This window comes from Nocardia sp. CC213A (genome assembly GCF_030766805.1).
GTDB lineage: Bacteria > Actinomycetota > Actinomycetes > Mycobacteriales > Mycobacteriaceae > Nocardia > Nocardia otitidiscaviarum.
In genome coordinates this window covers 165,138-178,245 of record NZ_JASFXA010000004.1, presented here as the reverse complement: position 1 = coordinate 178,245, position 13,108 = coordinate 165,138, and the positions used below count along the sequence as shown (strand labels likewise).

Genomic DNA, 13,108 nt, shown 5'->3' with positions numbered 1-13,108 from the left:
GATCTCGTTTCGGACCGGTTGAACCTAACAGCGAACGCGGGCGGCGTCGCGTCGAACGCGACCGACGTGACAGCTATTGACAGCGACTAGTAAATGATAGACGCTTTCAAAATATAGTAACTAGCAAATGATCGGAGCTGTCATGAAGGCTGCGGACACCCGCCGCTGGCTGGCCCTCGGCGCGCTCTCGGTGGCCATGCTCACCATCGGACTCGATGTCACCGTGCTGACCGTGGCGCTACCCACCGTGGCCGTCGACCTGCACGCCGACACCGCCGCGCTGCAGTGGTTCACCAGCGCCTACACCCTCGCGCTGGCCGCGCTCATGCTGCCCGCCGGTGCGCTGGGCGACCGCTACGGCCGCCGCAGGTTCCTGCTCGGCGCCTTGCTGCTGTTCGGCGTCGCCTCGGTGGCGTGCGCCTTCGCGGCCACCTCCGGCCAGCTCATCGCCGCCCGCGCCGCGCTCGGGGTCGGTGCGGCGGCCATGATGCCGCTGTCCATGGCGGCCCTGCCCGGCCTGTTCCCAGACCCCGACGAGCGGCAGCGCGCCCTGACCATCTGGATCACCGCCACCGCCATCGGCCTGCCGCTCGGCCCCATCGTGGGCGGCTGGCTGCTCCAGCACTACTGGTGGGGCTCGGTGTTCCTGATCAATGTGCCGCTGGTGATCGTGGGCGCGATCGCGGTGCCGCTGCTGCTGCCGGAATCCCGCGGCGACACTGTGGTCCGCATGGACCTGCCGGGTGTGGCACTGTCGGTGCTCGGCATGCTCGGTCTCACCTACGGCTTCATCCGCTGCGGCGACGAGGGCTGGGGCGACGGCATCGCCTGGGCCTGCATCGCCGCCGGGGTGGCGCTGCTGGCGGCGTTCGCGCTGTGGCAGCGGCGGACCACCCATCCGCTGATCGATCCGGAACTGTTCCGGGCGCGCGGATTCCGCTGGGGCACCGTGTACATGGTCCTGGTGCAATTCGCCATGTTCGGCCTGTTCTTCACCATGCCGCAGTACTTCCAGGCCGTGCTGGACGCGGATGCGCTCGGCAGCGGGCTGCGGCTGCTGCCGCTCATCGCGGGTCTGCTCATCGGCACCCGGGTGACCGACCGACTCCTGCCCGCGGCCGGACCGCGCGTGGTGCTCACCTCCGGATTCGCGCTGCTCGCCGGAGGGCTCGCCCTGGGCGCATTCATCACGGTGGACAGCGGCTATCCAGTCGCGGCCACCTCCCTGACACTGCTCGGTATCGGCATGGGTTTCGTCATGCCCGCCGCTATGGGGCTGGCCATCGACGATCTCTCGGCCGAGCGCGCCGGTTCCGGCTCGGCATTGCTACAGGCGCTGCGTCAGGCGGGCGGCACCATCGGCATCGCCGTACTCGGCACGGTACTGTCCACCGCCTACCGCGCCGGACTCGGCGACCTGGATCGCGCGCCGATCAGCGACAGCGTGAATTCCGGTGTGGCGGTGGCAGATCAGCTCGGCGACGGCGCGCTGCACACGGTGCGGACCGCCTTCGTCGGCGGTATGAGCGCCATGCTGTGGGTATGCGCGGCGATCTGTCTGGCCGCGGCCGGGCTCGCGGCGCTGACCACCGGGCCGCGAGCCGGAGGTCGGACGCGCGCGGCCGATACGGGACAATCACTGCATGTCGGTTGAGTCGAAGCCCGAGACCCGCCGAGCCGCCGGGCGGTCCGGCGGGTCGCTGCGTGAGCGGAAGAAGGAGCGCACCCGCCGGGCCATCCGCGTCGAGGCTTTTCGACTGTTCCGCGAGCAGGGCTATGCCGCGACCACCGTGGAGCAGATCGCCGAGGCGGCCGAGGTGTCGCCCAGCACCTTCTTCCGCTATTTCCCGTCCAAGGAACAACTGGTGCTGGCGGACGACCTCGACCCGATCCTGATCGCGAAATACCGGGAGCAGCCGCGGGAACTGCCCGCGCTGGAAGCCATCAAACGGGCCATGCTGGAGGCTGTCGCCGCACTCGACCCGAGTCAGTTCGCGTTCGAGCGTGAGCGCGCGGATCTGGTGCGCAGCGTCCCGGAACTGCGCGGCGCGCTGGCCCGGGAGATGGACCGCAATGTCGACCTCATCGCTGGGATGGTCGCCGAACGGGTCGGCCGCGATGCCCGCGACGTCGAGGTGCGCGCCCTGGCCGGGGCGCTGATCGGAGCCGCCGAGGCGGTACTGATGGACCCCGACCGCGACCCGTTCGATCTCGCGGCCGTCGCCGGGATCATCGACTTCCTGTCGGCCGGGATGCCACTCTGAGCGGCGACTCGTCGTCCATCTCGGCGAAGAAGCCGCCCACCACGTCCTCGATCTCGGCCACGGACTCGGCGCAGTACAGCACCGGCTGGTAATGCGTGATGTCGTAGCTGATGGTGCCCATCTGGGCGATGTCCAACGGCCGCAGCTCGGCGGCGCGGAACTCTTCGATCTCGCCGTACGAGGACAGCAATCCGGCACCGTAGCAACGGACCTCGCCCTCCTCGCGGACCACGCCGAACTCCATGGAGAACCAGAAGACATCGGCCAGGAATTTCAGCGCGGTGTCGGTCTCCAACCGGGCCACCGCCGCGCCCACCTCGGAGTAGATGGCGGCGAAGCGCGGGCTCGCCAATTGATTGGCGTGGCCCAGGATTTCGTGCACCGCATCCGGCTCCGGGGTGTACAGCGGCGCGCTGTGATGGCGAATGTACTGCGTGGAGTGGAAGATCCGGTCCGCGAAGGAACCGAAGAACTCCCGCAGCGGCACCAGCCCGGCCGCGGGCACGTAGCGGAAGCCGGTGAGCGGGGTCAGCGCCGCGGACACCTCGTCGAGTTGGGGAATGCGGTCGGCGGGCAGCGCCAGCCGCTCGGCGGCCGCCCGCACCTCCGCACAGGCGTAGCGGCGGCGTTTGCGGGCCAGCTCGGCGGAGACGATCCGCCAGACCTCCTGTTCCTCGCCGGTGTAGTCGACGTGGGGCACCGGCTCCCCGGGGCGATACGACAGTGCGAGGGCGGCAATGGCATTGCGGCGGGCCCGATACTCCGGATCGTGCACGCCGGGATGCTCGTCGCTCAGATGCACCGTCACATCACCGTCGGCGCCCGTGGTCACCGGCGAGTACAGCTGAGCTTCGGTGAACATGACTCCAGGCAAGCACTACCGCCTCACCATGACAACAAAAGCCTCTTCAGCTACACAAATTGTCTAGTTGTGCCCCGGATATCGCCGAGGGGCGCGCCGGGTGTCCTCAGCTCCGAAATGTGGTTCCTCGGGCCAGCTTCCGGTCACCGTGTGGATGAGTCGAGCGGCCACCACGGCGAGTTTGATATTGCGGTGCTGTGAGGTCTCGCGCAGCACGGCGAAGGCCTCTTCGCGGCCGCAGTGCCGCCGTCCCATCACGATGCCCAAAGCCTGGTCGATGACCGAGCGGGAGGCCAGCGCGTCGAGCAATTGATCGGTCAGCGCGGCTTGGCGCGCGGTTGCGAGCACCGCCGACAGCAGGACTCCGGTATGAGCGGCGGTCAGCGTGATCGCCTCGGTCACCGGGTGGTCGAACTCGTGGGGCTGGGCCGAGTACAGGTTCAGGATACCGACATCGTCGGGCGTGATGGCCATGGGCTCGGAGTGGATCGATCGGACACCATGTGCCAGGACCTGCGTGGGGTACTCGCCCCAGCGGTGTTCTCCGGCGGCATCGACCACCTTGATCGGCTGCCTCGTTTCGATGGCCTCCAGGCCGGGTCCGCATCCGAGGTGGTATTGGATCGCATCGGCCGCTCGCGCCCGGACGCAACTAGCGGCTGTCAGCGGTGCACGGCCGGTACGTGCGATGCTGATCGCCGTCATGGGTTGACCGGGCAGCATTCGGGAGATCGCCTCGGCCGAGCCGTACAGCGATCCCTCGATATCCGATGTGGACAGCAGCGCCGCGGTCAGCTCGGACAGTCCTACCGCGAGTTCGGATTGCATCTGTTCGTCGGTTTCCCACGCCCCACGGACGTAGTATGCGCGTCGACCACGGAAATGTGAAACAGAAGTTGATACCCGCTCGGGGCGGGACATGAGCCCGTGCTCCCCGCGTGTATCAGGCTTGCGCACGTGTCGGGGCCACGCGGGTGATCGGCCGAGGAAATATGCGCGCCGTCATCCCGCGAAACCCTCCGGTCCCGCTCCCGGCGTCATCGTGGGCGTATTGTCGCGCATCCGCGTGCCCGTGCGTCCGGGCGTGTCCATACCACTGATCGATATCGCCGAGGACGTCCGGCATGCTCAGACATACGATCTTGTCGGCCGCGTCGGCGAGCCGACCTACCGCACGGTACTCGGCGACGGGTGCGGCCACCACGACGCGGAGCGCGCCGCCGTGGTACACGGCACGTACCGCGGCCCGCACGTCGGCCACGTCGTCGACGTGGAACGCATCCCGTACCAGCACCACGGTGCGGCCCCGTAGCGGTCTCGCCGATGTTCCCGCGACAGCGGCGTGGGCGTCGTGCATCATGAGGACGCCATGCGGCACCCCGAGTGCGGTGGCGATCTCGTCGGCGATGACGACACCGTCCGGCGGCATGCCGAGGACAAGGATGTCCGGTCCCCGAAAGGCCCGGAGACGTTCGACGAGTCGGCGGCCCGCATCGCGGCGATCGGCGAATGGCATGATGAACCTCCTGTACCGGGTGAATCTCACGTGTGTCGCCGACCGCTGCGGGTCGCATCTTCCCGCGTGGCATCTCGCGCACATCGACACGCCGGCAGGAAGGCCGTCGGGGCGGGTTGGGACATGTCGCGATACCCGATGGTCGGGAGCGGAACACGGAGAGTGCGAGCGATGCCGGACATCTGGCCTTCCAAGGGTTGGCAAGGATCCAGAGCCGCGCTTCGGGACTCGGGGAAACGTGAGAAGAACTATACGCGCGATGGCGTGCCGCGGGACCGGAATCGGTCGGCTCCGGGCCCGTGTACTCGTAGCGGAACGGGTCGGTTGGTTCGGAGTATATGACCGGATAAAACGTTGCAAACAAATACAATTCATAGACCTGGGGGCCAACTACGTAGGAAAATAGTTCAACTCGTGTTCGCAGCCTGGAAATACCTTGTGCTGCATTGCTAATCGAGCGGATTGAGGTCGGCTACACGCGCGTGGAACCTACTGTCCGCGGGACGTCGGTCCTGCCACTGCAAGGATCTGGCGCCCGCGTCGGCCAGCAGCGCGAACAGTAATTCGTCATGCTCCATTGACGTATTCGCCGACTCGTAGTGGCACGACAGCACTCCGACGATGCGCCCGCTCGTCGTTATCATGGGAAGTGACAGCACAGCGTAGGCGTGCGCGTCGAGCAGCACCGTCCGGCTGGATTCGTCGAAGACCTGGCTGTGCGCGATATCGTGCACCAATACCGCCTCCGCGCGGATCACGGCCGCGGTCGCCGCCGTGCCCCCCGCGACCACCGACTCCAAGAGGGTGGGGAAGGGCTGATCGAAGCCCCGGCACGCCGCGATCCGCAACTCGCTCCGGGCGGGATCGAACAGCTGCACGTTCCCCATATCCGCCGACGAACCGGCGACGGCAGTGTCCAGCAGCACATTGAGCAGTCGCGCACGGCCGGTGGATGCCAAGAAGTAGGGGTCGAGTGCCTCCATGCCCGGATACCGTGTCCGGCCTGGGACAGCCAGGGTATCGAGCAACCGCTCGGTCGCGCTGACCTCGGTATCGACCCGGTGCTGCTGCATCGCCGCCCGCTCTCGCACCAGCAGGTCGGTCACAGTGGACCGCGACGCCTCCGCCCGTTCCCGAGCCAGATCGGCGAGGCACCGCAGTCGTTCGACTCGATCACGGGCAGTCGCGCCGGAAGTGGACCGGTCGCCGGTCGGGGCGGTATCCGCCATACGGTCAGCCTAGCCCCACCCGTGATCGGTCCAGAGAGTACTCGGTCACCGCGATCGGCAGCGTTCCAGCACCCTGTGCGCCAGCTCCGACAATGAGACTCCCTCGGCGAACGCACGGGCTCGCAGTAGCGCCAGCGCCGTATCCAGGTCATGGCCGTGCTGCGCCGCGACCACACCGGTCGCCTGGTTGACGATACTCGGGTAGTCCGCGTCGTCGAACAGGGTGCCGCGCAGCACGAGTTCGTTCGAGTCGTTCTGCTCGGCGAGCAGAACGGTGCTGGACAGTGTGTCCGCCACCCGGGCCGCGCGGGTGAGCGCGTCGTCGTTCGTACTGGACCGGCGGGAGTAGCCGCACAATGCGCCGAGCCGGCGTGACACGACCCGCAGGGGCACCGCCAGCACCGTGTGAATGCCCAGATCATCTGCGACCCGGCCGAACTGGGGCCAGGACCGGGTCACCTCCGCGCCGGTGGCGAGCACTCGGTCGGTTCCGGCGGCGATATCGAGGGTAGGGCCGTCGCCGAGCACCGACTCCGCTTCGTGTGCCGCCCGCGCCGTGTCGTCGGATACTGCCGTGAGCAACTCGTGCCGCTTGTCGTCGAAGATGACGACGGCCGCGCTGTCCATGTGCAGCTGGTCGGCGACCACGGCCATGAAAACGGGCCGCTGCGCCGGCTGTCCACCGGCGCGCCAGCGCAGCAGTCGCAGGATGTACAGGTGATAGAGCCGCGCGCAGGCGCGCTGGCGTGCCTCTGTCTGCCGATGCAGCGTGGCCATTCGCAGCCGGAACGGACGCATCGACTCGGGCCGAAGGGCGGCCTGTGACTCGTAACGCATAGCGGTCGATGCGGCATTGGCAGCGCGCTCCAATGCCTGCCTGTAGCACCTCCACGCCTCGGCGATCTCTGGGTGCGCGGCCACTGGCGACGACACCAGAACAGCTTAGCGCCGATCGCGGCCGACCGGGCCTGCTGAGCGGATTTCTTTGTGGGTCACTGCTGTTGCGCGGCGGCGGTCGTCGGCGTCTCCTCCATGAGCAGCACCACCCCGTCTCGGGAACCATCCAGCCGGGAGCACGTCACCGCGCACACGATGGAACGGCCGATGCGGTTGACCGCCGGGACATCGACCGGTCCGGTGCGCCGACCGGTGCGCAGCGTCTGCGCGATGGCGTCGTTGAGCCGGTGGGTGGGCAGTCCGAAATCGAGGGTCAGGAAGTACTGCTGGTTCACCTCGTCAGCGCGCAGTCCCCACAATTCCTCGGCGCCGCGGTTCCAGCTACGCACCCGCAGATCGGCGTCGAGAACCACCACGCCCGCCGCGACGCTGGACAGCACTCCCTCCAGGAACGTCCGGGCCTCGTCGAGTTCAGTGCTGCGAATCCGCATCTCCTCGTTCATGGTTTCGAGTTCCTCGTTACCCGACTGGAGTTCTTCGTTGGTGGTTTCGAGCTCTTCGTTGGTGGATTGCAGTTCTTCGTTGGTGGTTTCGAGTTCCTCGATGCTGGATTGCAGTTCTTCGTTGGTGGTTTCGAGCTCTTCGTTGGTGGATTGCAGTTCTTCGTAGGCGGTTTCGAGTTCCTCGCGCTTGACCTTGAGCTCGAGTGAGAGCCGGGTGGGCACCGTCGTGTCGACGAAACTCACCGCCGCACCGATATTTGTCCCGTCCGAGTTCCACAGCGGCTGCACGATCACGTCGAAGAACTGGCTGTCGTCCGGACCCAGCCGACGTTCCACCGAGGTCAGCCTGATGGCCCGGCGCTCGGCGACCGCCTGCTCGATCAATGACCGCAACTCGACCGGCCGGTAGGATATCTCCAGATCGCTGAGCGGTCGGCCCAGGTCGTGCTGGTTCAGGCCGAACTGTCCGCGCATCTGGTTGTTGATGACGGTCACTTTGCCGTCGGCATCGACCCCGGTGAGCGCGAAAGGCGCTGTTTCCAGCGCGAGTTCACTCAGCTGCCGCCGCTTGACGAATCCTTGCACCTCCTGCCCCAGACCGGTGTCCAGCCGCGGCGGAACGACGGGTTGCTGCGATGCGGCCTCCCCCGCTCGACGCCGGAAGACACGCTGGCGCATACTGGCTACCTCGAAGCGCTCGCTGTCCGACAGCAGCATCTCGGCCTTGCCCAGAAACAGGAATCCGCCGTCGCGCAACGCGAAGTGGAAGCGATCGAGGATCTGCGACTGGGCCTCCACATTGAAATACATCAGGGTATTGCGGCATATCAGCAGGTCCAGCCGGGAGATGGGGGCGTCGCGAGTGATGTCGTGGCGGCCGAAGATGACGCGGCGGCGCAGGTCGGGGCGGAAGACGAACTTGTCCCCGGTGGGTTCGAAATAGCGCCCGCGTAGTTCGGTCGACAGCGGCTCCAGCGCTTTGGCGGTGAAAAGGCCGGTGCGGGCGTCGCGCAGCGCTTCCTCGTCGACATCGGTGCCGTAGATCTTGACACGTTTGACGCATTCGTCGATACCCAGCACTTCGGCGAAAGCGATCGCGAGAGAGTACGCCTCCTCCCCGCTGGAGCAGCCCGCACTCCAGATCCGGATCTCGCCGCCCGAGGTGCCGGTGACGATTTCGGGAACGATCTCGCGCTGCAGGTACTGCCAGGCGTCGATATCGCGGAAGAAGCTCGTGACGTTGATGAGAATGGTGTTGAACAGGTACTGGAATTCCTCGGCGTTGCTCTCCAGATAGTCGCGGTAGTCGAGATACTCCATGATGCGTACCTCGTGCATGCGCTTGCGGATGCGGCGGGCCAGGGACGAGCGCTTGTAGCCGGTGAAATCGAATCCGCGCGCGTCGCGGATGAAGATCAGCAGATCCTCCAGCGGTCCGTCGACCCGCGCGGTCGTGTCGACCTCCGGCACGCCGTCGGACTGCTTGGATTCCGTCACGATCCCCTCACTTCGACCAGGCCGCGGATTACCCTGGCGATCTCCTCCAAAGGCAGCACGAAATCCACCGAACCGGTATGCAGCGCGGCATCCGGCATACCGCTGAACTCCGCATCCTCCGGGTCCTGCACGATGACGGTGCCGCCGCGGGCTTTCACCGCACTTACTCCCATCGCGCCGTCGCTGCCGGATCCGGTGAGCACACACGCGATGGCGCGTTCGCCGTACGTGCCGGCCACCGACTCGAACAGTAAATCGGCCGAAGGCCGGACGAAATGCACGAGTTCGCTGCTGGACAATGCCAGCACTCCCTTCGAGCCGACCAGCAGGTGATAGTTGGGCGGTGCCACGTACACGATGCCGGGCTCGGCGCGTACATCCGGTTCGGCCAGGCGCACCGGCAACTGAGCTCGGCGGGACAGTACGTCGGCGATGACGGTCTCGTGTCGCGGGTCCAAGTGCTGCACCACCAGAACGGGCAGGGGAAAGTCGGCTCCCAGCCCGCCCAGCACCTTGCTCAGCGCGGTGATGCCCCCGGCGGAGGAGGCCACCGCGACGATGTCGAAATTCGCGGATGAGGGTTGTCGGCCGATGTCGCCTCGCATCGACTCAGCCTAGCGCGCGGGGCCGTCCCGCGCCGACGCCGAGCCGTCGGCCTTGCGATCGCGCCGGGGCGCCTTCCGGAAACCACCGGCATCGACCGTGCGGTCCGCTACACGTCGGTGAAACTTGTTGCGGGACATCCTGACCGAGACGATCGCCACGCCGCCCTCGAACCGACCGGTTGCGGGTCGAGGGTCCGCCCGTGTGCATCACGGACGGGCCCTCGACGGCGAGCGGTCAGCGGGCGAACAGCAGCGCGCGCTTGACTTCCTGGATGGCCTTGGTGACCTCGATGCCGCGGGGGCAGGCGTCGGTGCAGTTGAAGGTGGTGCGGCAGCGCCACACACCCTCGACGTCGTTGAGGATGTCCAGGCGTTCGCGGGCGCCCTCGTCACGGCTGTCGAAGATGAAGCGGTGCGCGTTCACGATCGCGGCCGGGCCGAAGTAGCTGCCGTCGCTCCAGTACACGGGGCAGGAGGTGGTGCAGCAGGCGCACAGGATGCACTTGGTGGTGTCGTCGAAGCGGGCGCGGTCGTGCTGGGACTGGATGCGCTCGCGGGTCGGCTCGTTGCCCGAGGTGATCAGGTACGGCTTGACCGCCTTGAAGGCGTCGAAGAACGGCTCCATGTCCACCACGAGGTCCTTCTCCACGGGCAGGCCGCGGATGGGCTCGACGGTGACGGTGATGTCCTTGCCGTTCTTCGGCAGCATGTCCTTCATGAGGATCTTGCACGCCAGCCGGTTCACGCCGTTGATGCGCATGGCGTCGGATCCGCAGACGCCGTGCGCGCAGGAGCGGCGGAAGGTGAGCGTGCCGTCCAGGTAGGACTTGATGTAGATCAGCACGTTCAGGAACCGGTCGGTCGGCAGCACCGGCACCTGGAAGGAATCCCAGTGCTGGCCCTGGCCGTCCTCCGGATTGAACCGGGCGATCTTGACCGTGATGATCGTCGAGCCCTCGGGGACCGGAGCCGCCTTCTGCGGCGTTTCAGCGACAGCAGTCATCAGTACTTACGCTCCATCGGCTCGTAACGGGTCTGCACCACCGGCTTGTAGTCCAGCCGGATATCGGAGATGAGCTCCGGACCGGTCTTGTAGGCCATGGTGTGGCGCATGTAGTTGGTGTCGTCGCGATCCGGGTAGTCGTCGCGGGCGTGGCCGCCGCGCGACTCCTTGCGGTTGAGCGCGCCGACCACGGTGACCTCGGCCAGCTCCAGCAGGAAGCCCAGCTCGACGGCCTCCAGCAGGTCGCTGTTGTAGCGCTTGCCCTTGTCCTGCACGGTGATCCGCGTGTACCGCTCCTTGAGCGCGTGGATATCGGTGAGCGCCTGCTTGAGGGTGTCCTCGGTGCGGAACACGGCGGCGTTCATATCCATCGTGTACTGCAACTCGGTGCGGATGTCGGCCACCCGCTCGTTGCCGTGGTCGGACAGGATCAGCGCCAGCCAGTCCTGCACCATCTGCGCCGGGTTCTCCGGCATCTCCACGAACTCGCTGCGCTGCGCGTACTCGGCGGCGGCGATACCCGCGCGGCGGCCGAACACGTTGATGTCGAGCAGCGAGTTGGTGCCCAGGCGGTTCGAGCCGTGCACCGACACACACGCGCACTCGCCCGCGGCGTACAGGCCGGGGACGATATCGGTGTTGTTGCGCAGCACCTCACCGCGGATGCGGGTCGGGATGCCGCCCATCACGTAGTGACAGGTCGGCATGACCGGCACCGGCTCCTTCACCGGGTCCACACCCAGGTAGGTGCGGGAGAACTCGGTGATATCGGGCAGCTTCTCCTCGAGCACGTCCTCGCCGAGGTGGGTCACGTCGATGTAGACGTAGTCCTTGTTCGGGCCCGCGCCGCGGCCCTCGAGCACCTCGAGCACCATGGAGCGCGCCACGATGTCACGCGGCGCCAGGTCCTTGATGGTGGGGGCGTAGCGCTCCATGAAGCGCTCGCCGGAGGCGTTGCGCAGGATGCCGCCCTCGCCGCGGACGGCCTCCGAGATGAGGATGCCGAGGCCCGCCAGGCCCGTCGGATGGAACTGGTGGAACTCCATGTCCTCCAGTGGCAGACCCTTGCGGAACACGATCGCCATGCCGTCGCCGGTCAGCGTGTGCGCGTTCGAGGTGGTCTTGTACATGCGGCCGGAGCCGCCGGTGGCGAACACGATCGACTTGGCGTGGAACACGTGCAGGTCGCCGGTCGCCAGCTCGTAGGCCACCACACCGGTGGCCACCGGGCCGCGCTCGCCGTCGGTCAGGATCAGGTCCAGCACGTAGAACTCGTTGAAGAACTCCACGTCGTGCTTGACGCAGTTCTGGTACAGCGTCTGCAGGATCATGTGGCCGGTGCGGTCGGCGGCGTAGCAGGCGCGGCGGACCGGGGCCTTGCCGTGGTCGCGGGTGTGGCCGCCGAAGCGCCGCTGGTCGATCTTGCCTTCCGGCGTGCGGTTGAACGGCAGGCCCATCTTCTCCAGGTCGAGCACGGCGTCGATGGCCTCCTTGGCCATGATCTCCGCGGCGTCCTGGTCGACCAGGTAGTCACCACCCTTGACGGTGTCGAAGGTGTGCCACTCCCAGTTGTCCTCTTCCACGTTCGCCAGCGCGGCACACATGCCGCCCTGCGCCGCGCCCGTATGCGAGCGGGTCGGGTAGAGCTTGGTCAGTACGGCGGTGCGGACGCGAGGACCGGCCTCGATCGCCGCACGCATGCCAGCGCCACCGGCACCGACGATGATGACGTCGTAGCGGTGCTCCTGAACAGGGCGAGATTCACCAGCACTGTTGATTCGTTCGCTGCGCTCACTCATGCGAGGTGGCCTGTTCCTAACTGATGTTGGGGTCGAAGGTGAAGATGACGTAGGTGCCCACGCCCATGACCAGGATCATCGAGACGACCAGCAGGGTCTTCAGCCAGAAGCGGGTGGAGTCCTTGCGGGCGTAGTCGTCGATGACGGTGCGCAGGCCGTTGCCGCCGTGCAGCTGGGCCAGCCACAGCATGGTGAGGTCCCAGATCTGCCAGAACGGGGAGGCCCAGCGACCCGCCACGAAGGCGAAGTTCAGGCGCTTCACGCCGCCGTCGATCATCAGCATGATGAACATGTGGCCGAGCACCAGGACGATCAGCAGCAGGCCGGAGAAGCGCATGAAGATCCACGCGTACTTCTCGAAGTTGTTGCCGGAGGTGCGGCGCGGCGCGCGGGGCGCGTCCAGGCTGGCGGGGCGGTCGTAGGACTTACCGAGAACAGGTGCGCTCATTGTCAGTGCTCCGTCAGCAGGTAGAAGAACTGGCGGCCGATGCCCGCCCCGGCGAGGAGGATCCAGATGGTCAGCACGATCCAGAGCATCTGCCGCTGGTAGCGGGGGCCCTTCTCCCAGAAGTCGACCAGGATGACCCGGACGCCGTTGAGCGCGTGGAACAGCACGCACACGACCAGGCCCATCTCCAGCAGGGCGACGATGGGGGTCTTGTACGTCTCGATCGTCTGGTCGTAGGTGTCCGGGCTGACCCGCACCAGGGCGGTGTCCAGAACGTGGACGAACAGGAAGAAGAAGATCGTGACACCGGTGATGCGGTGCAAAGCCCAGGACCACATGCCGGGGTCGCCTCGGTACAGGGTCCGCTTCGGCTTGGCCGGAGCTTCTAGCGTGGTCATAGAGTGCGGTGCCTCCAACGTCGTTGATGGACCCGGTCAGATCCCTCGCGGAGCCGCGTAGGCTTACTTGATAACACCAGCTCACAG

At 66.7% G+C, this 13,108-nt stretch carries 13 protein-coding genes; 2 read left to right on the top strand and 11 right to left on the bottom strand.

Features of this window, described 5'->3' with window-relative positions:
* The first annotated feature begins 142 nt into the window (after positions 1-142).
* Positions 143-1,654, top strand: a complete 1,512-nt coding sequence (locus QJS31_RS09325) for a DHA2 family efflux MFS transporter permease subunit (RefSeq protein WP_282776189.1) — start codon at positions 143-145, stop codon at positions 1,652-1,654.
* On the top strand, positions 1,644-2,264 hold the full coding sequence (locus tag QJS31_RS09320) for a TetR family transcriptional regulator (RefSeq protein ID WP_282776191.1): 621 nt from the start codon (positions 1,644-1,646) through the stop codon (positions 2,262-2,264). Before QJS31_RS09325 ends, QJS31_RS09320 begins: the two co-directional genes overlap by 11 nt.
* Here the strand turns inward: QJS31_RS09320 and QJS31_RS09315 are convergent.
* The 11 genes from QJS31_RS09315 to sdhC all read right to left on the bottom strand — a co-directional run bounded on the left by QJS31_RS09315 (position 2,230) and on the right by sdhC (position 13,021).
* A complete protein-coding gene (locus QJS31_RS09315; RefSeq protein WP_282776193.1) occupies positions 2,230-3,126 on the bottom strand; it encodes a phenylalanine 4-monooxygenase in 897 nt (298 codons plus the stop codon). The two genes, QJS31_RS09320 and QJS31_RS09315, sit on opposite strands and share 35 nt — an antisense overlap.
* Before the next feature lie 63 nt (positions 3,127-3,189).
* Positions 3,190-3,954: a GAF and ANTAR domain-containing protein gene (locus tag QJS31_RS09310; protein ID WP_282776195.1), complete on the bottom strand. Its 765-nt coding sequence runs from the start codon at positions 3,952-3,954 to the stop codon at positions 3,190-3,192.
* Positions 3,955-4,069: 115 nt separating this feature from the next.
* A complete protein-coding gene (locus tag QJS31_RS09305; protein ID WP_282776196.1) occupies positions 4,070-4,642 on the bottom strand; it encodes a hypothetical protein in 573 nt (190 codons plus the stop codon).
* Between the two features lie 449 nt (positions 4,643-5,091).
* Entirely contained in the window at positions 5,092-5,871 is a 780-nt protein-coding gene (locus QJS31_RS09300; protein ID WP_282776197.1) for a GAF domain-containing protein, read from the bottom strand.
* 45 nt (positions 5,872-5,916) lie between these two features.
* Positions 5,917-6,708 (bottom strand): GAF and ANTAR domain-containing protein, encoded by a 792-nt coding sequence (locus QJS31_RS09295; RefSeq protein WP_282776198.1) that lies wholly within the window; start codon positions 6,706-6,708, stop codon positions 5,917-5,919.
* A gap of 155 nt (positions 6,709-6,863) precedes the next feature.
* A complete protein-coding gene (locus QJS31_RS09290; RefSeq protein WP_282776199.1) occupies positions 6,864-8,768 on the bottom strand; it encodes a CheR family methyltransferase in 1,905 nt (634 codons plus the stop codon).
* The gene (locus tag QJS31_RS09285; RefSeq protein WP_282776202.1) at positions 8,765-9,373 is read right to left on the bottom strand and encodes a chemotaxis protein CheB; all 609 of its coding nucleotides are present in this window, start codon (positions 9,371-9,373) and stop codon (positions 8,765-8,767) included. Before QJS31_RS09285 ends, QJS31_RS09290 begins: the two co-directional genes overlap by 4 nt.
* 235 nt (positions 9,374-9,608) lie before the next feature.
* Positions 9,609-10,376, bottom strand: a complete 768-nt coding sequence (locus tag QJS31_RS09280; protein ID WP_029925565.1) for a succinate dehydrogenase iron-sulfur subunit — start codon at positions 10,374-10,376, stop codon at positions 9,609-9,611.
* Positions 10,376-12,175, bottom strand: a complete 1,800-nt coding sequence (gene sdhA / locus QJS31_RS09275; protein WP_282776206.1) for a succinate dehydrogenase flavoprotein subunit — start codon at positions 12,173-12,175, stop codon at positions 10,376-10,378. The genes QJS31_RS09280 and sdhA overlap by 1 nt, the downstream gene beginning before the upstream one ends.
* Before the next feature lie 16 nt (positions 12,176-12,191).
* Entirely contained in the window at positions 12,192-12,623 is a 432-nt protein-coding gene (locus QJS31_RS09270; protein ID WP_029925568.1) for a succinate dehydrogenase hydrophobic membrane anchor subunit, read from the bottom strand.
* Between the two features lie 2 nt (positions 12,624-12,625).
* Positions 12,626-13,021, bottom strand: a complete 396-nt coding sequence (gene sdhC, locus QJS31_RS09265; RefSeq protein WP_081592260.1) for a succinate dehydrogenase, cytochrome b556 subunit — start codon at positions 13,019-13,021, stop codon at positions 12,626-12,628.
* Between the last annotated feature and the right edge of the window lie 87 nt (positions 13,022-13,108).